The organism is Streptomyces sp. NPDC002817 (genome assembly GCF_053592055.1).
On sequence record NZ_JBSFUY010000036.1, the window covers coordinates 18,882 to 39,357 of the forward strand.

Annotated in this window: 20 protein-coding genes and 1 pseudogene; 4 read left to right on the forward strand and 17 right to left on the reverse strand. The window is 70.8% G+C overall.

Features of this window, described 5'->3' with window-relative positions; genetic code table 11:
- Positions 1-3 precede the first annotated feature (3 nt).
- Positions 4-822 carry an ABC transporter ATP-binding protein gene (locus tag ACWD3I_RS41045; protein ID WP_365397168.1) on the forward strand — a complete coding sequence of 273 codons (819 nt, stop codon included), beginning with the start codon at positions 4-6 and terminating at the stop codon, positions 820-822.
- Here ACWD3I_RS41045 and ACWD3I_RS41050 read toward each other — a convergent pair.
- The 14 genes and pseudogenes from ACWD3I_RS41050 to ACWD3I_RS41115 form a co-directional block, all read right to left on the reverse strand.
- Positions 791-2,929, reverse strand: a complete 2,139-nt coding sequence (locus ACWD3I_RS41050; RefSeq protein ID WP_451084322.1) for a galactose-binding domain-containing protein — start codon at positions 2,927-2,929, stop codon at positions 791-793. The two genes, ACWD3I_RS41045 and ACWD3I_RS41050, sit on opposite strands and share 32 nt — an antisense overlap.
- 78 nt (positions 2,930-3,007) lie before the next feature.
- Positions 3,008-4,591 (reverse strand): glycoside hydrolase family 13 protein, encoded by a 1,584-nt coding sequence (locus tag ACWD3I_RS41055; RefSeq protein WP_365397174.1) that lies wholly within the window; start codon positions 4,589-4,591, stop codon positions 3,008-3,010.
- Positions 4,592-4,624: 33 nt separating this feature from the next.
- The gene (locus ACWD3I_RS41060) at positions 4,625-5,485 is read right to left on the reverse strand and encodes a carbohydrate ABC transporter permease (protein WP_365397177.1); all 861 of its coding nucleotides are present in this window, start codon (positions 5,483-5,485) and stop codon (positions 4,625-4,627) included.
- Positions 5,482-6,441: a carbohydrate ABC transporter permease gene (locus ACWD3I_RS41065; RefSeq protein WP_365397180.1), complete on the reverse strand. Its 960-nt coding sequence runs from the start codon at positions 6,439-6,441 to the stop codon at positions 5,482-5,484. Before ACWD3I_RS41065 ends, ACWD3I_RS41060 begins: the two co-directional genes overlap by 4 nt.
- Before the next feature lie 5 nt (positions 6,442-6,446).
- Entirely contained in the window at positions 6,447-7,793 is a 1,347-nt protein-coding gene (locus ACWD3I_RS41070) for an ABC transporter substrate-binding protein (RefSeq protein WP_365397183.1), read from the reverse strand.
- Positions 7,794-7,939: 146 nt separating this feature from the next.
- The gene (locus ACWD3I_RS41075) at positions 7,940-8,935 is read right to left on the reverse strand and encodes a LacI family DNA-binding transcriptional regulator (protein ID WP_365397186.1); all 996 of its coding nucleotides are present in this window, start codon (positions 8,933-8,935) and stop codon (positions 7,940-7,942) included.
- 85 nt (positions 8,936-9,020) lie between these two features.
- A complete protein-coding gene (locus tag ACWD3I_RS41080) occupies positions 9,021-9,716 on the reverse strand; it encodes a GntR family transcriptional regulator (RefSeq protein ID WP_365397189.1) in 696 nt (231 codons plus the stop codon).
- Positions 9,717-9,810: 94 nt separating this feature from the next.
- Positions 9,811-10,812 (reverse strand): proline racemase family protein, encoded by a 1,002-nt coding sequence (locus tag ACWD3I_RS41085; RefSeq protein ID WP_365397192.1) that lies wholly within the window; start codon positions 10,810-10,812, stop codon positions 9,811-9,813.
- A 37-nt stretch (positions 10,813-10,849) separates the two neighbouring features.
- Positions 10,850-11,755, reverse strand: a complete 906-nt coding sequence (locus tag ACWD3I_RS41090) for a dihydrodipicolinate synthase family protein (protein ID WP_365397195.1) — start codon at positions 11,753-11,755, stop codon at positions 10,850-10,852.
- Positions 11,756-11,800: 45 nt separating this feature from the next.
- Positions 11,801-13,192: an NAD(P)/FAD-dependent oxidoreductase gene (locus ACWD3I_RS41095; protein WP_365397198.1), complete on the reverse strand. Its 1,392-nt coding sequence runs from the start codon at positions 13,190-13,192 to the stop codon at positions 11,801-11,803.
- Positions 13,185-13,487 carry a (2Fe-2S)-binding protein gene (locus ACWD3I_RS41100; protein WP_365397201.1) on the reverse strand — a complete coding sequence of 101 codons (303 nt, stop codon included), beginning with the start codon at positions 13,485-13,487 and terminating at the stop codon, positions 13,185-13,187. The genes ACWD3I_RS41095 and ACWD3I_RS41100 overlap by 8 nt, the downstream gene beginning before the upstream one ends.
- Positions 13,484-14,644, reverse strand: a complete 1,161-nt coding sequence (locus ACWD3I_RS41105; protein ID WP_365397204.1) for an NAD(P)/FAD-dependent oxidoreductase — start codon at positions 14,642-14,644, stop codon at positions 13,484-13,486. Before ACWD3I_RS41105 ends, ACWD3I_RS41100 begins: the two co-directional genes overlap by 4 nt.
- A gap of 102 nt (positions 14,645-14,746) precedes the next feature.
- Positions 14,747-15,238, reverse strand: a pseudogene (locus ACWD3I_RS41110) (ABC transporter permease); the annotation flags it as partial.
- Positions 15,239-15,313: 75 nt separating this feature from the next.
- Positions 15,314-15,973 (reverse strand): MmyB family transcriptional regulator, encoded by a 660-nt coding sequence (locus ACWD3I_RS41115; RefSeq protein WP_365397207.1) that lies wholly within the window; start codon positions 15,971-15,973, stop codon positions 15,314-15,316.
- A gap of 237 nt (positions 15,974-16,210) precedes the next feature.
- Between ACWD3I_RS41115 and ACWD3I_RS41120 the strand changes: the two genes are divergently transcribed.
- Both ACWD3I_RS41120 and ACWD3I_RS41125 read left to right on the forward strand, forming a co-directional pair.
- Positions 16,211-16,867, forward strand: a complete 657-nt coding sequence (locus tag ACWD3I_RS41120) for a helix-turn-helix domain-containing protein (protein WP_365397210.1) — start codon at positions 16,211-16,213, stop codon at positions 16,865-16,867.
- Between the two features lie 32 nt (positions 16,868-16,899).
- Entirely contained in the window at positions 16,900-17,430 is a 531-nt protein-coding gene (locus ACWD3I_RS41125) for a toxin-antitoxin system, toxin component (protein WP_365397213.1), read from the forward strand.
- Positions 17,431-17,446: 16 nt separating this feature from the next.
- Here ACWD3I_RS41125 and ACWD3I_RS41130 read toward each other — a convergent pair whose 3' ends face one another.
- Entirely contained in the window at positions 17,447-18,469 is a 1,023-nt protein-coding gene (locus ACWD3I_RS41130; protein WP_365397216.1) for an alpha/beta fold hydrolase, read from the reverse strand.
- Between the two features lie 222 nt (positions 18,470-18,691).
- Between ACWD3I_RS41130 and ACWD3I_RS41135 the strand changes: the two genes are divergently transcribed.
- Complete coding sequence (locus ACWD3I_RS41135; protein ID WP_266885729.1) at positions 18,692-18,919, forward strand: hypothetical protein; 228 nt, start codon at positions 18,692-18,694, stop codon at positions 18,917-18,919.
- A gap of 9 nt (positions 18,920-18,928) precedes the next feature.
- Here ACWD3I_RS41135 and ACWD3I_RS41140 read toward each other — a convergent pair whose 3' ends face one another.
- Together ACWD3I_RS41140 and ACWD3I_RS41145 are read right to left on the reverse strand one after the other, a co-directional pair.
- Positions 18,929-19,603 carry a 4'-phosphopantetheinyl transferase family protein gene (locus ACWD3I_RS41140; protein ID WP_365397218.1) on the reverse strand — a complete coding sequence of 225 codons (675 nt, stop codon included), beginning with the start codon at positions 19,601-19,603 and terminating at the stop codon, positions 18,929-18,931.
- Positions 19,551-20,459 carry a metallophosphoesterase family protein gene (locus ACWD3I_RS41145; protein ID WP_365397221.1) on the reverse strand — a complete coding sequence of 303 codons (909 nt, stop codon included), beginning with the start codon at positions 20,457-20,459 and terminating at the stop codon, positions 19,551-19,553. The genes ACWD3I_RS41140 and ACWD3I_RS41145 overlap by 53 nt, the downstream gene beginning before the upstream one ends.
- Positions 20,460-20,476 lie beyond the last annotated feature (17 nt).

Sequence of the window (20,476 nt, forward strand, 5' to 3'; positions counted from 1 at the left end):
TCCATGCAAGCACTCGTCGTATCCGGCCTGCAGAAGGTCTACGAGGGGTCCGGGCGCCGTGTGGAGGCGGTGCGCGACCTCACCTTCACCGTCGAGGCGGGCGAACTCGTCTGCCTGGTCGGCCCTTCGGGCTGCGGCAAGACGACGCTGCTGAAGTGCATGGGCGGCCTGCTCACGCCGACCGGTGGTGAAGTCCTGCTGGCGGGCCGGAAGGTGAACGGCCCGCCGCCCGGCATGGCGTTCGTGTTCCAGGAGTACGGACGCAGTCTGTTCCCCTGGAAGCGGGTCGGTGAGAACGTCGAACTTCCGCTGAAGCAGAAGGACTTGAGCAAGGCGCGACGCCGGGAGCTGGTCGCCGACGCGCTGGAGTCGGTGGGTCTCGCGGACGCCGCCGGGGCGTATCCCTGGCAGCTGTCCGGCGGGATGCAGCAGCGGGTGGCGATCGCCCGCGCGCTGGCGTACGAGCCCGAAGTACTGCTGATGGACGAGCCGTTCGCGGCCGTCGACGCCCAGACCCGCGCCGATCTGGAGGACCTGGTACGGCGGCTGTGGCGGGAGCGCGGCATCACCATCCTGTTCGTCACCCACGACATCGACGAGGCGGTGTACCTGGGCCAGCGGGTGATCGTGCTGTCCGCCTCCCCCACCGTCGTACAGGAGCAGCTGAAGGTCGATCTCCCCGACGAGCGCGACCAGTTGCACACACGGGTGGCCCCGCGCTTCGCCGAGCTCCGGACCCATGTGTACGAGCAGATCCAGGCGGCGAAGCGCGGGGTCCCGCAGGACGCGCTCACGAAGTCGGATACGCCTCCACCTCGCTGAACTGACCGGCGGGCCAGCCCGTGTTGGCACTCACGGACAGGCGCAGATAGCGAAGGCTCGTACTGCCGGGAAGGGAGATGGTGGCCGTGTTGCCGGTGGCGGGGTCGAAGCGGTAGCCCGCGGACCCCACGACCGTGGCGTAGGCCGAGCCATCGGTGCTGCCCAGCACCGTGACGGTCTGGGTACGTGCGCCCCACGCGGAGGAGGGCGGCAGCTTCAGCACCAGCCGCCGTACGGCTTGCGTGGAGCCCAGGTCGACGGTCCAGGACTGCGGGAAGGCGTTGTTGGTGGACTCCCAGTAGCTGTCGGCGTCGCCGTCGACCGCCCTGCCCGGCGTGTAGACGTCCTGCGATCCGGTGGCGGGCCGGCCCTTGGCGAGGTTGCGGGTCGGGGCGGGGTCCGGGTTGCCCTGGCCGGGCTGCGGCCAGGTCGAGCAGTCCGACCAGGTGCTGCTCCAGCCGGAGTTGCCGCCGCCGTCGGTGAGGTCGAAGGTCCCGGAACTCGCCGGATAGGGGCAGTTGTAGATGCCGGCGGCCCCGACGCCCGTCGCCGTGACGTCGCGGAGGGTGGCCGCGCCCTGGGCCTCCGCCTGCACCACGACCGTCCCCGTGTTGCGCACGGTGGCACCCTCCACGGTGACGTTGCGGACCGGGTGTCCCTGTCCGCCGCCGGACACGAACTCGAAGGCGCTGTACGGGCTGTCGGTGATGGTCGTGTCGGTGATGACGATGTTCGCGTTGATGGCGCTGTCGTAGGAGTCGACGCGCAACGCGCCCATCGGATGGTTCCAGTTGGGGTTCATCGCGCCGGTGCGCACCAGCGTGTTGCCCTCGACCGTGATGGTGCCGGACAGCGGGTGGAAGGGGTCGAGGAACTTCTGGTTGGAGATCGCGATGCCGCTGCCGAGGGCGTTGGTGTCGGAGATCAGGTTGTTCTTCACGGCGATGTCGGTGCCGCCGTAGATCGCGATGCCGTTGGCCAGGTTCGACTGGCTGATGGTGTTGTTCTCGAAGCTGCTGTCGGTGTCCGGCGCGTACAGGGACCACATGGCGAGCGCGTCGTCGCCCTGGTTGCGCAGGAAGTTGTTGCGGACGCGGACGCCTCGGGCGTTGCCGTTGAGGTTGAGGCCGTCGGCCGTCATGTCGAGGAAGCGGTTGTTCTCGACGACGAGGTTGTCGTTGTTTCCCAGCAGCCAGAGGCCGACCTTGAGGTGCTGGAGCCACATGCCGGAGACGCTGGAGTTCGGGCCCAGTGATCCGTTGACGAAGTTGTCGGGGTGGGAGTCGACGCGCTCGGTGACCTCGCCGATGACCGCGAAGTTCTTGATGTGCACGCTGCCGGACGAGCTGGACTGGTCGATGAAGCGGGAGGTGTGCACGACCGAGTGCCAGCCGCCCGCGCCCTGGAGCGTGACGTTCTGAACGCCGCTGAGCGAGGAGGTCAGCCTGTAGTCGCCCGGCGGGATCCAGACGACTCCTCCTCGGGCGGACGCGATGGCGTCCCGGAAGGCCTGTGTGGAGTCACCGTTGCCGCTCGGGTCGGCGCCCTCGGAGACGACGGACACGGACCCCGCGGGCTGTGCGGCGGCCGCGGCGACCTGTTCGAAGTCGGCCACGTCCAGGGTCACTTGGGTGCCGGTGGACTGGAAGGCGACCTTGTCGCCGGCCTGCACGTCCTGGCCGAGCACCAGGCGGACGTTGTCGTAGAAGTGGTGGGTCCTGGCGCCCGGGATCCAGGGGGTGTCGACGTGGGAGTACTTGGAGGTGACCGGGAGTGTCCGGGAGATCCGGGTGCCGTTGACGTACACGTCGAGCGTGCCCGACTGGCCGTCCGGGACGCTGTGGGCGAGGTTCACCGCGTTGGCCGCGCTCGGCACGGTGAACTCCACACGCTGCCCGGAGGTGATCCTCACGGCCTGGCGCCCCGACGCCTCCGAGGCGAGGGTGCCCTGTGTGTGGTCCGGGCCGATCTTCGAGCCGCTCGTGGTCGCGGACTCCGCCTCGACCGAGGTGAACGGGAGTGCGGCACCGGCGGCCGCGTGCGCCGTGGGGGCGGTGGCGGTGAGCAGTCCGGCGGAGAGGGCCACCACCATGACTGCTGATGGCATGCCCCTGACAGTTCTGTGCATGTGCTGATCCCTTCGGAGTGGGGGTGCAAGGGGATAGCGGAGTGCGTGCGGCCGGGCTCAGACGCGGAGCCATACCGCGGTGTCCCTCGGCAGACTGCCGTCCGTGTGCAGTGGACCGCTGGCGAGGAGCAGTTCGGTGTGGGCGGGCAGCTCGGCGGGAGCGTCGGCCAGGTTCACCACGCACAGGACGGTGGCACCCCGGGTGAAGGCGAGGACGCCCCCGGGTGCCGGGAGCCAGGCGAGCGGGCCGTCACCGAGTGCGGGCCGGAGGCGGATCGCCTCGCGGTAGAGGGCGAGCATGGAGGAGGGATCATCCTGCTGCCGGTCGACTGCATACGATGTCCAGTCGCCCGGCTGCGGTAGCCACGGTGTCTCCCGTGAACCGAATCCCGCGTACGGCGCCTCGGCCGTCCACGGCAGCGGCACCCGGCATCCGTCGCGTCCCGGATCGACGCCGCCCGACCGGAAGTGCATCGGATCTTGTATGCGGTCGACGGGAACCTCCACCTCGGGAAGCCCCAGCTCCTCTCCCTGGTACACGTAGACCGCCCCGGGCAGCGCCAGCGACAGCAGTGCGGCGGCGCGGGCGCGTCGGGTGCCCAGGGCGAGCTCGGTCGGGATGCCGAAGGCCTTGGTGGCGAAGTCGAAGCCGGTGTCCGTACGGCCGTAGCGCGTCACCGTCCGGGTGACGTCGTGGTTGCACAGGACCCAGGTCGCGGGCGCCCCCATCGGGGCGTGCTCGGCGAGCGTCTCGTCGATCGACAGGCGCAGTCGCCGTGCGTCCCAGGGGCACGTCATGAAGGAGAAGTTGAAGGCCGTGTGCAGTTCGTCGGGGCGCAGGTAGCGGGCGAAGCGTTCGGTGTCGGGGAGCCAGACCTCGCCCACGAAGATGCCGTCGTACTCGTCGGCGATCGCCCGCCAGGAGCGGTAGACGGCGTGGAGTTCGTCCCGGTCGACGTAGGGGTGCGGGTCGCGGCCCTCGACGAAGTCCGGCAGGCGGGGGTCCTTGACCAGGAGGGCGGCCGAGTCGATCCGGACGCCTGCGACGCCCCGCTCGAACCAGAAGCGCAGGATGTCCTCGTGCTCCTGGCGGACCGCGGGGTGGGCCCAGTTGAGGTCGGGCTGTTCGGGGGCGAAGAGATGCAGATACCAGTCGCCGTCGTCGAGGCGGCTCCAGGCCGGTCCGCCGAACTGCGACTTCCAGTCGTTGGGCGGGAGTTCGCCCTTGGCGCCGCGCCCGCGCCGGAAGTGGAACAGCTCGCGTCCGGGCCCGCCGGCCAGCGCGGCGCGGAACCAGGCGTGCTGGTCGGAGACATGGTTGGGGACGATGTCGACGATGACGCGGATGCCCAGTTCGCGGGCCTCGGCGATCAGTTTCTCGGCCTCGGCGAGGGTACCGAAGGCGGGGTCGATCGCGCGGTAGTCGGCGACGTCGTAGCCGCCGTCCTTCATCGGGGACAGGTACCAGGGGCTGAACCACAGGGCGTCCACGCCGAGTTCGGCGAGATACGGCAGCCTGGTGCGGACGCCGGCGAGGTCACCGGTGCCGTCCGCGTCGCCGTCGGCGAAGCTGCGGACGTAGACCTGGTAGATGACGGCGGAGCGCCACCACTCCTTCGGGGCATGGGTGGGCTGTCCCACTGAGCTTCCCTTTCTGTGGACGGGGCGTCGGCGTCAGCCCTTGGTGCCGCCCGCGCTGATCCCGGCGATGATGTGCCGCTGGAAGACCAGGAACAGGGCGACCATCGGGATGCTGGCGATCACCATCGCGGCGATGAGCACGGTGAGTTGGATGTTCTGGGACAACTGCACGAGTGCCACGCTGATGGGCTGTTTGTCGGTGTCGGAGAAGACCATCAGCGGCCACAGGAAGTCCTGCCAGACGGCGACGAGCGCGAAGATCGACACCACCCCGAGGACCGGCCGTGACATCGGCAGCACGATCGACCGCAGGACGCGCAGCTTTCCGGCGCCGTCGATCTCGGCGGCCTCCAGGACGTCGCGCGGGATCTGGTCGAAGAACCGCTTGAGGAGGTAGAGGTTGAAGGCGTTGGCGACGGCCGGGAGCCAGATGGCGAGAGGGTCGTTGAGCAGGCCCAGGTCGGCCACGGTCAGGTACTTCGGCACCACCAGGGCCTGCGCCGGGACCATGAGGGTGGCCAGGATGCCGCCGAGGACGACCTTGCCGAAGACCGGGTTCAGCTTGGACAGCGCGTAGGCGGCGGCCGTGCACAGGACCAGCTGGAACGCCCAGGCGCCGGCCGCCTGGACCACCGTGTTCCACAGGTGCTGGGGCAGTTGCATCAGGTCCCAGGCGTCACGGTAGCCGTCCGGGTGCCACCTGTCCGGGACGAGGGTGGGCGGTGTCCGCGCCACCTCGTCGGGGGACTTCACCGCGCCGGTGACCATCCAGTAGACGGGGAAGAGGAAGGCGAGTGTGAAGAGCAGGACGACGCCCGTGAAGACGCTCCAGTACAGGGCCTTGCCGCGGGGGCGGGCCAGGGCCGCCGGGGAGACGAGGGTCCGGGTGCTCACGCGGCGTCCTCCTCTCCGGAGCGGGTCAGGCGCAGATAGACGGCGGAGAAGGCCCCGAGCAGGATCAGGAGCATGACGCTCAGTGCGCAGGCGCCGCCGAAGTCGTTGTAGAGGAAGGCGTACTTGTAGATCAGGTAGAGGACGGTGACGGTGGCGTTCTCGGGGCCGCCGCCGGTGATGACGAACGGTTCGGTGAAGACCTGCATCGTCGCGATGATCTGAAGAAGCATCAGCATGAGGATGACGAAGCGGGTCTGAGGGATCGTCACGTGGCGGACGCGCTGGAGGAGGCTCGCGCCGTCCAGCTCGGCGGCCTCGTACAGCTCGCCGGGGATGGACTGGAGCGCGGCCAGGTAGATCAGGACGGTGCCGCCCATGTTGGCCCAAGTGGCCACGATGACAAGGGAGACGAGCGCGGTGTCGGCGCCGTTGGACCAGTTCGAGGTGGGCAGGTGCAGGAACCGCAGCGCCTCGTTGGCGAGGCCGGTCCCAGGGTCGTAGAACCACTTCCACAGCAGGGCGCTGACGACCGGCGGGATCATCACGGGCAGATAGACCACGACTCGGAAGAACGCCTTCGCATGTCTCAGCTCGTTGAGCACCAGGGCCAGTACGAAGGGGATCGCGAAGCCGATCAGCAGGGCCAGCACGGTGAAGGTGAGAGTGTTGCGCCAGGCCGCCGTGAACTCCGGGTCGTGCCACACGCGGCTGAAGTTGTCGGTGCCGACCCACTCGGGTGACGAGCCCGGCGTGTACTTCTGGAAGGCGATCACGATGGCGCGGAGCGCCGGGTACCAGGAGAACACGGCGAAGCAGAGGAGGCCACCGAGGAGGAAGGCGTGGGCGCGGAGCTGGTCGGTGAGGCGGCGCCGCCTCCGGTCCCCTGCCGGGGGCGGCGCCTTGACCGGTCGTACGGGGATCGTTTCGACCGGTCGTCGATGGGCCGTCCTGGTCATCGGGGTCAGCCCCGGGCCAGGATGCCGTCGATCTTCGCGGAGGCGTCCTTCAGGAGCCCGTCGATGTCGGCGTCCTTCTTGGTGAGGACGGCGGAGACGGCGCCGTCGAGGACGGAGTAGATCTGCTGGGCGTGCGGTGGCTCGATCTTCATGTCGAGGTCCTGGTTGCCGTCGAGGAAGGCCTGGTAGTTCCCCACCGGGACGTTGGCGTTGGCCTCCTTGACCTGCTGGTCCTTGGTGTCGGCGGCGCCGGTGAACAGCCGCGGTTCGGGGAGGCCGACCGGGGCGTCGCTCTTCTTGGCGCGGGCGTAGTCGCCGAGGAAGCCGTCTCCGGGGGTGAGGAACATGTGGTCGAGCCACTTCAGTCCGGCGCGGATCTGGGCGGGGCTCGCCTTCTTGTTGAACATGTAGCCGTCGCCGCCGATGAGCGTGCCCTGTCCGCCGGGCATGGGGGCGAGGGCGAGGTCCTGGTACTCGCCGCCCTTCTCCTTCACCAGGATCGGGATGTTGTCGGGCGCGGAGAGGTACATGCCGAGCTTGCCCGAACCCATCATCTGCTGCACGTCGTTGATGACGAGGAGCTGCTTGCTGCCCATCGAGTCGTCGGTCCAGCGCATGTCGTGCAGGTTCTGGAGGACGGCCCGGCCCTCGGGGGTGTCGATGGTGGCCCTCTTGCCGTCGTCGCTCACGACGTCGCCGCCCTGGGAGTACAGCTCGGCGGTGAAGTGCCAACCGCCCTGGTTCTGGGCGCTGTAGTCGGCGTAGCCGACGGTGCCGTCGCCGAGGGCGGCGATCTTCTCGGCGGCGGCGCGGAGTTCGTCCCAGGTGGCCGGGGGCCGGTCGGGGTCGAGGCCGGCCTTCTCGAAGAGGGCGCGGTTGTAGATCAGACCCATGGAGTAGCCGGTGCGTGGGATCCCGTAGACCTTGCCGTCGACGGTGTACACGTCCCTCAGCTGCTGCTGGACGGTGCCGTAGCTCTTCAACTCCTTGACGTACGACGTGAGATCAGCGGCCTGGCCGATGTCGACGACGTGCTTGGCGTCGGTGAAGTACGTGTAGAAGAGGTCCTCCATCTGCCCGCCGGCGAGCTTGGCGTCGAAGGTCTTCGGGTCCTGGCAGGGGAAGGCGTCGCGGGCGACGACGTCGATGTCCGGGTTCTGCTTCTCGAAGGCGGCGACGTCCTCCTCGAAGAACGCCCGGTCGACCTTGGCGCTCCTGGGCGGCATGCAGTTGACCGTGATGCGGGTCTTGCCGCTCCCCGAGTCGTCGTCCGACCCGCAGGCGGAGGCGGTGAGGACGAGGGAGCTGATGCTGAGCGCGACGAACGTACGGCGGAACCCGGTGCTTCTCATCGGTGGACCCCTCTGGGCATGAGCAAGGAGGGCACGGCGACGGGCGGAGCAAGCCCGCCGTGCTGGCGCCGCACACTCAAGCACCGGCGACATCCGTCCGCAAGATGTCGCGCAGAATATGGAATTATTCGACAGACGAGCGGATCTCAGCTACGAGGCGCCTGGGCCGTGGAGCCCCGGACCACCAGTTCCGGCTCGAAGAGCAACTCCTCCGGGGTCACGGAACCGCCGCCGATCTGTGTGTTCAGCAGTTCCACGGCCGCCCGGCCCATGGCCTCGATGGGCTGGCGGACCGTGGTCAGCGGGGGTTCCGTGCAGTTCATGAACGCGGAGTCGTCATAGCCGACGACGGACACCTGCGCGGGGACCCGGAGCCCCTTGCGGCGGGCGGCCCGGACCGCGCCGAGGGCGAGCGGGTCGCTGGCGCAGATGATCCCGGTGACCCCCCGGTCGATCAGCCGGGAGGCGGCGGCGTGACCGCCCTCGATGGAGAACATGGCCCGGGCGACATGCTCGTCGGGGAGCTCCCCCAGACCGCGGGCGGCGGCGAGCTTGCGCGCCGACGGCACATGGTCGTCGGGTCCGAGCACCAGCCCGATGCGCTCATGGCCCAGCGAGGCGAGATGGCGCCAGGCCTGCTCGACGGCGACCGTGTCGTCGCAGGACACCCCGGGGAAGCCGAGGTCGGCGATGGACGCGTTGACGAGGACGACCGGGATGTTGCGGTCGGCGAGCAGCCGGTAGTGGTCGTGCGGGGCGTCGGCCTGGGCGTACAGGCCACCGGCGAAGACGACGCCGGAGACCTGCTGCTGGAGCAGCAGTGCCACGTAGTCCGCCTCGGAGACGCCGCCCCTGGTCTGCGTGCACAGCACCGGGGTCAGGCCGAGCTGGGCCAGCGCCCCGCCGATGACCTCGGCGAACGCCGGGAAGATCGGGTTCTGCAGCTCGGGCAGCACGAGGCCCACGAGCCGCGCGCGCTCACCGCGCAGTTGCGTGGGCCTCTCGTAGCCGAGCACGTCCAGGGCGCTCAGCACAGCCTGCCGGGTGATCTCGGAGACTCCGGGCTTGCCGTTGAGCACCCGGCTGACCGTGGCCTCGCTGACCCCGACCTTCTTCGCCACCTCGGCAAGTCGTCGCGTCATGCGCGCAAGAATAGCGCAAGAAACGCAAACGGCTTGCGTTCCTGTTATCGGCTCTTGCGTGCGTTCCGGTCGGGCCAAAGTGCCGCTACTTCGACGCCCACAGACCGCGGACGTGCCCGAGGTGGCGTGTCATCACCGCGCGCGTCGCCTGCTCGTCGCGTGCGATCAGTGCGTCGATGAGTTCGAGGTGCTCCTCGGCGGAGGCCGGCAGACGGCCCGCCTCGACCAGCGCCGTGAGCCCGTAGAGGCGGGACCGCTTGCGCAGGTCGCCGACGACCTCGACGAGATGGGCGTTGCCGGCGAGGGCGAGCAGGCCCAGGTGGAAGCGGGTGTCGGCCTCGACGTACGCCACGAGGTCGCCGGCCGCCGCGGCCTGCACGATCTCCCGGGCCGCCGGGCGCAGCGCCTCCAGCGAGACCGGGTCGGCGGTCCTGGCCAGCTCCGTCACCGTGGGGATCTCGATGAGCGCGCGGATGTGGGTGTACTCGTCGAGTTGTCGGTCGGAGACGGCGGTGACCCGGAACCCTTTGTTGGGGACGGTGTCGACCAGGCCCTCCTTGGCCAGGTCCAGCATCGCCTCGCGCACCGGCGTCGCCGAGACACCGAAGCGGGCGGCGAGGGTCGGCGCCGAGTACACCTCGCCGGGCAGCAGTTCACCGGCGACCAGTGCCGCCCGCAGGGCGTCGGCGACCCGCTCCCGGTAGCTGCTCTTCTTGCCGCCGAGAACGGGCAGGGCCGGGGCGGGGGCAGGGGTGGGGGCGCTGGTGCGCTGGGCAGCCATGAGGGCGGTCTCCTAGTGGTGCAATGTCACGCGACATCGTCATTATCGACCTCCGGGGCACCTGCCAGGACGCCAAGGGCGGCCGGGGGAACGCCTAGAGGACGAACCCGGCCGGGAAGGGGTCGGTCGGGTCGAGCAGGTACTGGGCGGTGCCCGTGATCCAGGCCCGGCCGGTGAAGCTGGGCAGGACCGCGGGGACGCCGGCGACCTCGGTGGTGCCGAGGAGGCGTCCGGTGAACTGTGTCCCGATGAAGGACTCGTTCACGAACTCGGTGTTCAGGGGGAGTTCGCCGCGCGCGTGGAGCTGGGCCATGCGCGCGCTGGTGCCGGTGCCGCAGGGTGAACGGTCGAACCAGCCGGGGTGGATCGCCATCGCGTGCCGGGAGTGCCGGGCGGTGGCGCCGGGGGCGTACAGGTGGACGTGGTGACAGCCGCGGATCGAGGGGTCCTCCGGGTGTACGGGCTCCTCCTCGGCGTTGATCGCCTCCATGAGGGAGAGACCGGCCCGGAGGATGTCGTCCTTGCGGGAGCGGTCGAAGGGCAGCCCGAACTCCTCCAGCGGCAGGATGGCGTAGAAGTTGCCGCCGTATGCCAGGTCATATGTCACCGTGCGCCCGTCGGCGAGTGTGATCTTGCGGTCCAGGCCCACGGAGAAGGACGGCACGTTCTTGAGCGTGACCGTCTTCGCGGCGCCGTCCTCGACCTCGACCTCGGCGACGACGAGTCCCGCCGGGGTGTCGAGCCGGATGGTGGTGACCGGCTCGACCACCTCGACCATGCCGGTCTCCACCAGCACGGTGGCCACCCCGATGGTGCCGTGTCCGCACATCGGCAGATAGCCGGAGACCTCGATGTAGATGACGCCCCAGTCGCAGTCCGGGCGGGTGGGCGGCTGGAGGACGGCGCCGCTCATCGCCGAGTGGCCGCGGGGTTCGTTCATCAGGAGCTGCTTGATGTCGTCGCGGTACTCACGGAAGTACAGCCGCCGCTCGTTCATGGTCGCGCCGGGGACCGTGCCGATGCCGCCGGTGATCACGCGGGTGGGCATGCCCTCGGTGTGCGAGTCGACGGCGTGCAGGACGAGTTTGCTGCGCATGACGCTCCTGATGAACCTGGGGGATCCGATGGGACGGTCAGGCGAGTCCGGCGGCGACCGCCCGCTCGGTGGCCGCGCGCACCGCGGCCTCCTGCTCGGGCAGCAGAGGGACACGCGGCGGACGGACGGGGCCGCCGTGCCGGCCGACGATGTCCATGGACAGCTTGATGGCCTGGACGAACTCGACCTTGGAGTCCCAGCGCAGCAGCGGGTGCAGCTGCTCGTACAGCTTCTTCGCGGTGGCCAGGTCGCCCGCGACGGCCGCCCGGTAGAGCTCCACGCTGGCGCGGGGCAGCGCGTTCGGATAGCCGGCCACCCAGCCCTTGGCACCGGCGATCGCCAGCTCCAGGAGGACGTCGTCGGCTCCGATCAACAGGTCCAGCCCGGGGGCGAGTTCGGCGATCCGGTACGCGCGGCGAACGTCGCCGGAGAACTCCTTGACGGCGTGGATGTGGCCCTCGGCGTGCAGCTTTGCCAGCAGTTCCGGGACCAGGTCGACCTTGGTGTCGATGGGGTTGTTGTAGGCCACGACCGGGACGCCCGCCTTGGCGACCTCGGCGTAGTGGGCCAGCACGGACCGCTCGTCGGCACGGTAGGCGTTGGGCGGCAGCAGCATCACGGAGGCGCAGCCGGCGTCCCTGGCCTGCTCGGCCCAGCGGCGGGCCTCGGCGGAGCCGTAGGCGGCGACACCCGGCATCACGCGCTCCCCGCCGATGGCCGCCACGGCCGTCTCGACGACCCTGGCCCGCTCCTCGGGGGTGAGGACCTGGTACTCGCCGAGGGACCCGTTCGGTACGACGCCGTCGCAGCCGTTCTCGACGAGCCAGACGCAGTGCTCGGCGAACCTGTCGTGGTTGACGGACAGGTCGTCGTTCAGCGGGAGGGCGGTGGCGACGAGGACGCCGCGCCAGGGGCGGCTGCCGGTGTTCTCGGTGCTGGTCATCTGGGATCCCGTCTCATCTATAGGGTGTGACATTTTACTGGTGGCTCAGCCGTTCCCGGGCTCGGCGGCCAGGACGCCGAGGGGCACGGGTCCGGCGAACGGGCGACGCGTCGGCGTGAGCGCGCACCCGGCGAGCCCCGCGACCGCGGGTCCGCACACCCGCCCCTGACACCACCCCATCCCTGCCCGCGTCAGCAGTTTCACGGTCCGTACGTCCCCGGCACCGAGCTCGTCGACGGCCTCGCGGATCGCACCCCCGGTGACCTCCTCGCAGCGACAGACGACGGTGTCGTCGGTGATCTGCTCGGTCCAGTGGGCGGGCGGTGCGTGGACGGCGTCGAGCGCGGCGAAGAACACGCGCAGCCGGGTACGGGTCCTCGCGGCCGCGGCCCATTCGCGCGCGTCGGGCTCGATGCCGCGCAGACGCGCCGCGATCGACCGGCCGGCGATGTGCCCCTCGGCGAGGGAGAGGGCGGAGCCGCCGATGCCGGTGGTCTCGCCCGCGGCCCAGACGCCGGGGACATCGGTGCGCTGCTCGTCGTCGACGTGCACGTCCATCCCGTCGAGCCGGCAGCCCAGCGTCTCCGCGAGGTCGGTGTGCGGGAGCATGCCGTGCCCCACGGCGAGGGTGTCGCAGGCGATACGGCGCTCGGTGCCGGACCTGACCCGCCCGTCGGCGTCGAGCGCGGCGACCGTGACGGCCTCCAGCTGCTCGGCGCCGTGCGCCTCGAGGACGGTGTGCCGGACGAGGGTGCGCACCCGGTGCCGGAGAAGCCTCGCCGCGTACTGGGCACCCTCGGCGACCTTGCCCGGCTGGGCGGCCAGTGCGCGGGTCCTCCGTACGAAGTCCTTCGGGTCGGCGGACTCGACCAGCGCGGCCACCTCCACACCGGCCGCGGCGAGGCCCGTCGCGACGGGGAGCAGCAGCGGGCCGGTGCCGGCGACCACGGCGGTACGTCCGGATACGGCGAGGGTGCCCTTGAGCATGGCCTGGGCGCCGCCCGCGGTGATGACGCCGGGGAGGGTCCAGCCGGGGAACGGCAGGACCTTCTCGTAGCCGCCGGTGGCGAGGAGGACGGCGTCGGCGTGGACCGCGACGGGGTGCTCCTGCTCGGGGCCGAGCAGGGCGTGCACGGTGAAGCCGACGTCCTGCCGCCCGACGAACCACACGTGATGGTCCGTCAAGTGCCGTACCGCGCCTGCCTGTACGTGGGTCCGCAGCCCGTCCCTCAGCCGCTCCCAGGTACGCCATCGGTGGTGCAGGGCCTGCGGCCGCCGAGCCCGGAGGCCTGCGGCGGGCCGCCGGTAGAACTGTCCGCCGGCTTCCGTGGCCGAGTCGATCAGCGTGACCCGTACGCCCCGGGACGCGGCGGCCACGGCGGCGGCGAGCCCGGCGGGGCCCGCGCCGATCACGGCGAGGTGCGGCCGGTCAGTCATCGTGGCCCGTCCCCTTCTGCGTACGGATGGCGTCGCCCGGGTGCAACGGCACGAGGCAAGCCCGCCGGTTGGGGCGGTCGTTGACGGTCACCAGGCAGTCGAAGCAGACGCCGATGCCGCAGAAGACGCCGCGCGGCCGGCCCTCTCCGCGGGTGGTGCGCCAGGAGGTGACACCGGCGGCCCAGAGCGCTGCGGCGACGGTCTGTCCGGGCAGAGCCTCGATCTCGCGGCCGTCGAGGGTGACCGTGAAGGCCGGGCCCGGCCGGGCGTCGGCCAGTTCGAGCGGGGATCTCACGCGGTCTCCTCCACGGGGGCCGGGAAGCGGTCGGGTCGGAACGGCGTCAGGTCCAGCTCGGGCGTCTTCGCGGTCAGCTCCTGGGCGATCAACTGCCCGGTACCGGTGGCCAGTCCGATGCCCGCGCCCTCGTGCCCGCAGGCGTGGTGCAGACCGGGGACGCGCGGGTCGGGGCCGATCGCGGGGAAGTGGTCGGGCATGTACGGGCGGAATCCGAGGTAGGCGCGCATCGCCCGGACGTCCGTGAGGAACGGGAACATCCGGGTCGCGCCCGCCGCCAGGGCCCGTAGGACCGGCAGTGAGAACGACCGGTCGAAGCCGACCCGTTCGCGGCTCGCGCCGATCAGCACGGGCCCCGCGGCCGTTCCTTCCACGACCGGCGAGGTCTGCAGCGCGGCCGAGTCGCTGGCCACGTCGGCCACGTAGTCGGCGGCGTACACCTTGTGCCGGACCATCCGCGGGAGGGGTTCGGTGACCAGCACGAAGCCGCGCCGAGGGAGGACGGGCAGATGGGTTCCCGCGAGCGCGGCCAGGTCGGCGCCCCAGGTGCCGGCCGCGTTGACGACCGCCGGGGCATGGATGTCGCCCCGGTCCGTACGGACGCCGCACACCGCGCCGTCCGGGGTGAGCAGTACGTCCGTGACGGTCCGGCCGGTGAACAGCCGTGCGCCGGAGGCGCGGACGAGGTGGGCGGCGGCCAGCGCGGGCATGACCTGGCAGTCCTGTGGATACAGCACCCCGCCGGGCAGACCGGGGGCGAGATGCGGTTCGAGGTCGTGCAGTCCGTCTCCTACGACGGTCTCGGCGACGACCCCGGCGGCGCGCTGTGTGTCGGCGAACCGCTCGAGCGCGGCGAGTCCGTCCGACGTCGAGGCGACGACCACACCGCCCTTGGCCTCGTACTCGACGGCCTTCCCCAACTCCTCGGCGAGGTCCGCCCACAGGCGCCCCGACAGCAGGGCCAGGTCCAGCTCCGGGCCGGGCTCCTTGTCGGAGACGAGGAGGTTGCCCTCACCGGCTCCGGTCGTGCCGCCGGCCACCGGGCCACGGTCCACGAGGATCACGTCGAGGCCCGCCCGGGCCGCGTACAGGGCGCAGGCCGCGCCCACCATCCCGGCTCCGACGACCACGACATCGCAGGTCAGTCGCTTGCTCACGCCAGTACTATGTCACATACCTCTCCACCTGGGAACGCCACCACGCAGAAGAAGGCGCGAGGTGAGTCCGGTGGGGCACCCCCGCACATGGGGTGCCCCTCGTCAGACCCGGCTCCCGGTCGCCGTGTCGGAGGACAGCCGCTGAGCGACGTAGATCGGGATGACGGAGAGCAGGACGAGCACCGCCGCCACCACGTCGACCACCGGGGCCTGTTGAGGTCGCGTCATGGTGTTGAAGAGCCAGATCGGCAGGGTCTCGACACCCGGTCCGGCGGTGAACGCGGTGACCACGATCTCGTCGAAGGAGAGCGCGAAGGCGAGCAGTGCGCCCGCGAGGAGCGCCGAGCGCACCAGCGGGAAGGTGACGTCCACGAAGGCGCGGAAGGTGTGGGCACCGAGGTCCGTCGCCGCCTCCTCGTACGAGCCCGAGGTGCGTCGCAGTCGCGCGACGACGTAGTTGAACACGACGACGACGCAGAAGGTGGCGTGTCCGACGACCACGGTGAACAGCCACGGACCGACCCCCAGCGGCTCGAGTACGGTGCCGAAGGCCGAGTTGAGCGCGATGCCCGTGACGATGCCGGGCAGGGTTACGTGGGGTCCGGCACGATCACGCCGAAGGTGCGCGGAAGTCGGCCGTCCGGCGGCTGCCGGGGCGTCCCCCCGTGCTCACTCCGCCGCGGGGACCACCGTCAGGTGGGCGGCGGAACGGCGTGCGCCGCGGGACCTGGCCGACGCGGGGCGCGTCTCGCGCAGTACCAGGGTCAGCCGGGCGTAGCCCAGCTCCCGGAGGGTGGAGGACGTCTCGTCGACGACACGGCAGTCGGTGGCGCCCCAGCGCGGGTCGGGGTGCAGGACCGGACGGACCCCGCCGTCGTGGGCGAAGGCCCGCTCGCCGACCGCGCGGATCCAGTGCGGCAGACCGTGCCGGTAGGCGGCCTCCATGATGGGGTCCTGGGCGATGTCCCGACGGATCGACTGCAGCCCCTGGTCATGGCCGTTGCGCTCCACGGCGGCCGCGAAGTGGGCGAGCATCGGCAGGCACCAACTGGACTCGTGCTCACCGAGAACCGTGCCCGCGTCCGGGTGGAACAGGACGAACCTGAGGAAGTTGTCGTCGGGCATGGCGGTGGGATGCGGGCCCACCCCACGGAAAAGTGTCTCGAAAGCAGTGTTCGACAGCACGACGTCCCACCGGTGGTCGAGAACGACCGAGGGAAAGGGGACCGCTTCCAGGAGGGTGGCGTAGTCCTGCAGATACGCCCGGGCCTCAAGACTCTCGGGGACGGGCCGCGGCTCCGGCCGCTGCCCTCCTGCCTGTTGTGCCATCGGGAGGTCACCCCTCTTGCCTATGCGGCCTTCACGCGGCGCCCTGATCCTGCTGCCCGGGCGCGAGGCGTGTCAACTATCGTGGCATTTCGTGCCTGTTGACGGCTGAAATTGGCCACAGTTGTGGCGAGACCTGGATGTAAGTTCGAACGAGGGGCTACTCTCCCCGGAGTTCACGGCAACCGCTTGTGATGATCTTCTTGTGAGAAGCCAGTGAGAGACGTAGGAGATCTGCCGGTGACGGATGGCTTCGCGAGTCCGGCCACCGCGGTGACGGCTGCGCTGCCGGGCGTCGTCGCCCGGGTCACCGCGCTCGCCGACCGGCTCGGCGTGCCGCACGCGGAGGTCTTCCACACCGGCCGCCTGTCGGTGGCCTCCGGCGTCCCCGAGCCCGTGGTCAAGTCCCTGCTCGGCGGCCGCCCCGCGGGCGAACCCGACGTACAGGCCCGTTTCCTTCAGCGCCTGGACCTTCTGCGCCGCACCCGGCTCAAGCCCAACGGCCGCAAGTACACCCAGCAGGAGATCGCCGACGGCGCCTTCATGTCACGGCAGCAGGCGGGTGCCCTCATCAACGGCGACCGGCGTCCCACCATGGAGCACTGCGACGCCATCCAGCGTTTCTTCCGTGTGCACGCCGGTTTCCTCACGGCCGAGGATCCCGAGGCTCTCTCCGGGGCCCTGCAGCGCACGGAGCAGGAGCTTCTGCAGAAACTGGCCGACCGCGAGAAGGAAGCGACGGCGACGGCGGGCGATCCGCTGGAGCGGCTGCTGCAGGACCACGGCGTCCGCGGGATCGCCTGGCGGGCCGCGCAGCTGCCCACCGACCAGCACCGCGACAAGGTCGCCGAATGGCTGGACATGCTCCTGGAGAGCGTCAAACGGCCCGAGTCGTGAGCCGGGGGATAACTGTGGGCATCGGTAGGGAAATGCGCCGCCTGTGCGGCGAGCTGGTAGCGGAACTCACCCTCCCCGCACCGGCGCGTCCGGCGGACCTCTACGCCGAACTCTGCGAGGCGATGAGCCGGCGCCGCGGCCGCCCGGTCCACTTCCGTACGGCCGCGTTCCCGCCCGACACCGCGAGCGGACTGTGGCTGGACATGGCCGACCAGGACCTCGTCGTCGTGGAGGAACGCACCGCTCCCGGCCACCAGTTGGTCATCCTCGGCCACGAGCTGTGGCACATGAAGGCCGGGCACTGCAGTCACCATGTCGAGGGCGCCGCGGTCGCGGCCCGCATGCTCAGCGACGACGCCGACCTGCGGGCCACCGTCCTGAAGGTCGCCGCCCGCAGCCGCTTCGACCAGGCCGACGAGAAGGAGGCCGAACGCTTCGGCCTGCTGCTCGCCAGCAAGTGCCTGACCTGGCTGGACGGTTCGCCGGCACGGGGACCGGTACAGCGCGACCGCCTCGCGGGCCGTATCGAGGCGTCGCTGGGCTACCTCGGTCCGCAGAGCTGACCGGTACCGCCGCCGGTCAGGTCGCGCTGCGTTCGCTCGCCTCGCGCAGGTCGCGTTCGGTGGCACGGCTGAGCGGGATGCCGGGCCGTCCCTCGCACATCAGCTCGCGCCAGTGCTCACGGCTCCAGTCCGCCGGAGCCGTCGTCGCGGTGAACTCCTCGACCAGGGAGACGAACCGCCCCGGATCGGCGTGGAACGGAAAGTGCCCCGCCCCCTCGAAGATCTCCAGCCGGCTCCCCGGCATCGCCTCGTGTGCCCCGAACGCGTGCCGCACCGGCACCACACTGTCCCGGTCGCCCCACAGCAGCATCGTCGGCATGCCCTCGGTCAGATAGCACCGGTCGAGCATGGTCACCACCTGCCCCCGCCAGTCGACCACCGCGCGCAGCGTGCGGATGAAGGCGTTGCGTGAGGTCTCGTCCGGCAACGCGTCCACGAGGTTCAGCAGGTCGGGCGCGTCCTGCCCGAGATCGGTGTCGAGCAGCTTCATCAGTCCTACGGCGAGCCCCACTTGCCACCGCATCCCCGGCAGCCGCAACGACGACAGCATCAGATGGGCCCCGGGCAGCGACACCATCCGCAGCACGGGATTCACCTCGCGCCCCACGCCGCCCGCGCTGACCAGGATGAGCCGCTCGGTGCGCTCGGGGAACTGGTAGGCGAACTGCATGGCCACACCGCCGCCCAGCGAGTGCCCGACGAGAGTCGCCGACTCGATGCCGAGGGTGGTCAGCAGATCGCGCACCCCGTTGGCGTACGCGGCCACCGAGTAGTCGGCGCGCGGTTTGTCCGAGGCGCCGTGGCCGAGCAGGTCGGGGGCGATGACGGTGTGGGTGCGGGCGAGGTCGGGGATCAGCTCGGCCCAGGTGGCGGAGGAGTCCCCGATGCCGTGGATGAGGACCAGCGCGGGCCCCTCGCCGGCCATCCGGAAGGCACGGCGGTAGCCGTGCACGACCCGGTACTGCAACTCGAGTTCACCGTCGCCCACCGAGCGCAGCCGTACGGTGCGCGCCGGGCGCCGGTGCGGGACGTCGACCACGCACGTACCTCCCCGTTCCCTGGGCCGCCGAGCAGCGGCCGAAAGCCCTTGCCCCCAGCGTAGGACGGCTTTCCCACCGGGGATTTCGCCGAGGTTTCGCCTCCGCTAAGCGGGCGAACCGGGGAGTGGGCGGGCCTCATTGTCAGTGGTGGGCGGCAAGCTGGAGTTGCACCCCCTTGTACGGGTGCGTGACCGATGAGCCGACTTGGGGAGAGCCGACCGATGCACACCGCCGTACTGACCGACCGCGAGCGCACCGCCGTCCAGGCCTACCTGCGGCTTCTGCATACCGTGCGCGCCGCCTTCGACGGTCCGCCGGACGCGCCGCGGCCACCGGTCGTGCCGCCCGCCGTGCTCGCGGAGGCGGAGCAGGCGCTGGCGGACGCGGGTCTCGTGGGCAACGAGGAGGAGTTCTTCCGGCTGCTGCAGAGCTGGTTCCCGCGTCCGTGAGAGCCCGGCTCAGGCGTGCGGCACCACGACGGCCGTCGCGACCAGCCCGCGCCGGACGGTCCAGCGGCCCTCGAAGCGGCCCAGCCGCCGGCCGCCCACCGTCGGTCCGGGTACGAGGAGTTCGGCGCTGAGGCCGCCGCCGAGCCGTTCGCCGGGGTGGGCGAAGAGCTCGATGTCGGCCTCGGTGAAGTCGAGCCACTTCCCGGTGAGCGGGAACCACGCCTTGTAGACGGACTCCTTGGCGCTGAACAGCAGTCGGTCCCAGTGGATGTCGGGCCGCTCCTCGGCCAGCCCGCGCAGCCGGTCCGCCTCGGCGGGCAGGGAGGTGTAGGCCAGGACTCCGTCGGGGAGCGGCTCATGGGGCTCGGCGTCGATGCCGAGGGAGGCCAGGTCGGCGGCGCGGACCAGGGCGGCGGCGCGGTAGCCGTCGCAGTGGGTCATGCTGCCGACAAGTCCGGCGGGCCACTGCGGGGCACCTCTGGCGCCGGGCACGACGGGCTGGGGCGGGACGCCGAGCTTCTCCATGGCCCGACGGGCGCAGGAGCGTACCGCGGCGAACTCGCGTCGGCGTTTGTCCGCCGCCCGCGCCACGACCGCCGCTTCCTCGGGGTACAGCGGCGCGGTCTCGTCGTCACCGTACGTCTCCACGGCCACCACCGTGTCCGGCAGCAGCTCCTCGATCACGGGGTCCGACCTCCTTGGGCAGGATGCGGCGCAGCCGTCCCGGCGGGTCGGGGCGCTTGCGCCACTCCCGGGGGTATCCGACCGACACCTCTTCGAAGCGGACACCGTCGTGCCAGGTGGTCCGCGGGATGTGGAGATGACCGTAGACCATGGTCTCGACGCGGAACCTGCGGTGCCAGTCCGCGGTGAGCCGCGTGCCGCACCACATGGCGAACTCGGGGTACCAGAGCACCTCGGTCGGGTGCCGGTCCAGCGGGTAGTGGTTGACGAGCACGGTGGGCAGGTCGTCGGGCAGCTCGGCGAGTCTGCGGGCGGTCGCCTCGACCCGGGCCCGGCACCAGGCCTCGCGGCTCGGGTAGGGGTCGGGGTGCAGCAGGTGCTCGTCGTTGCAGACGATGCCGGTGCCGTACGCGTACTCCAGCCCCTCCTCCTTGGTCGTGCAGCCGGCGGGCAGGAAGGAGTAGTCGTACAGCAGGAAGAGCGGGGCGACGGCGACCGGGCCGCCGGCGCCCTCCCAGACGGGATAGGGGTCCTCGGGGGTGGTGACGCCGAGGTCGCGGCAGAGCGCGACGAGGTGTTCGTAGCGCTCGACGCCGCGCAGGGTGACCTCGTCGTCGGGGTGGGTCCACAGTTCGTGGTTGCCCGGGGCCCAGACGACCTTGCGGAAGCGGCCGGCGAGCGTCTCGAGGGTCCAGCGGATCGCGGACACGGTCTCGGCGACGTCACCGGCCACCAGGAGCCAGTCCTCGTCCGTCCCGGGGCGCATCGCCTCGACGAGGGCGCGGTTCTCCGGGTAGCCGACATGCAGGTCACTGATGGCCAGCAGCTGTCCGGAACCACCGGCCCTCGACGTCACCTCTGTCCCCCCTCCGA

What these genes read in the sequence shown, in the direction of transcription:
- ACWD3I_RS41045 (WP_365397168.1), top strand. Translation starts at nt 4, where the DNA reads ATGCAAGCACTCGTCGTATCCGGCCTGCAGAAGGTCTACGAGGGGTCC.
- ACWD3I_RS41050 (WP_451084322.1), bottom strand. Translation starts at nt 2,929, where the DNA reads ATGCCATCAGCAGTCATGGTGGTGGCCCTCTCCGCCGGACTGCTCACC.
- ACWD3I_RS41065 (WP_365397180.1), bottom strand. Translation starts at nt 6,441, where the DNA reads ATGACCAGGACGGCCCATCGACGACCGGTCGAAACGATCCCCGTACGA.
- ACWD3I_RS41070 (WP_365397183.1), bottom strand. Translation starts at nt 7,793, where the DNA reads ATGAGAAGCACCGGGTTCCGCCGTACGTTCGTCGCGCTCAGCATCAGC.
- ACWD3I_RS41075 (WP_365397186.1), bottom strand. Translation starts at nt 8,935, where the DNA reads ATGACGCGACGACTTGCCGAGGTGGCGAAGAAGGTCGGGGTCAGCGAG.
- ACWD3I_RS41080 (WP_365397189.1), bottom strand. Translation starts at nt 9,716, where the DNA reads ATGGCTGCCCAGCGCACCAGCGCCCCCACCCCTGCCCCCGCCCCGGCC.
- ACWD3I_RS41085 (WP_365397192.1), bottom strand. Translation starts at nt 10,812, where the DNA reads ATGCGCAGCAAACTCGTCCTGCACGCCGTCGACTCGCACACCGAGGGC.
- ACWD3I_RS41090 (WP_365397195.1), bottom strand. Translation starts at nt 11,755, where the DNA reads ATGACCAGCACCGAGAACACCGGCAGCCGCCCCTGGCGCGGCGTCCTC.
- ACWD3I_RS41095 (WP_365397198.1), bottom strand. Translation starts at nt 13,192, where the DNA reads ATGACTGACCGGCCGCACCTCGCCGTGATCGGCGCGGGCCCCGCCGGG.
- ACWD3I_RS41115 (WP_365397207.1), bottom strand. Translation starts at nt 15,973, where the DNA reads ATGGCACAACAGGCAGGAGGGCAGCGGCCGGAGCCGCGGCCCGTCCCC.
- ACWD3I_RS41125 (WP_365397213.1), top strand. Translation starts at nt 16,900, where the DNA reads ATGCGCCGCCTGTGCGGCGAGCTGGTAGCGGAACTCACCCTCCCCGCA.
- ACWD3I_RS41135 (WP_266885729.1), top strand. Translation starts at nt 18,692, where the DNA reads ATGCACACCGCCGTACTGACCGACCGCGAGCGCACCGCCGTCCAGGCC.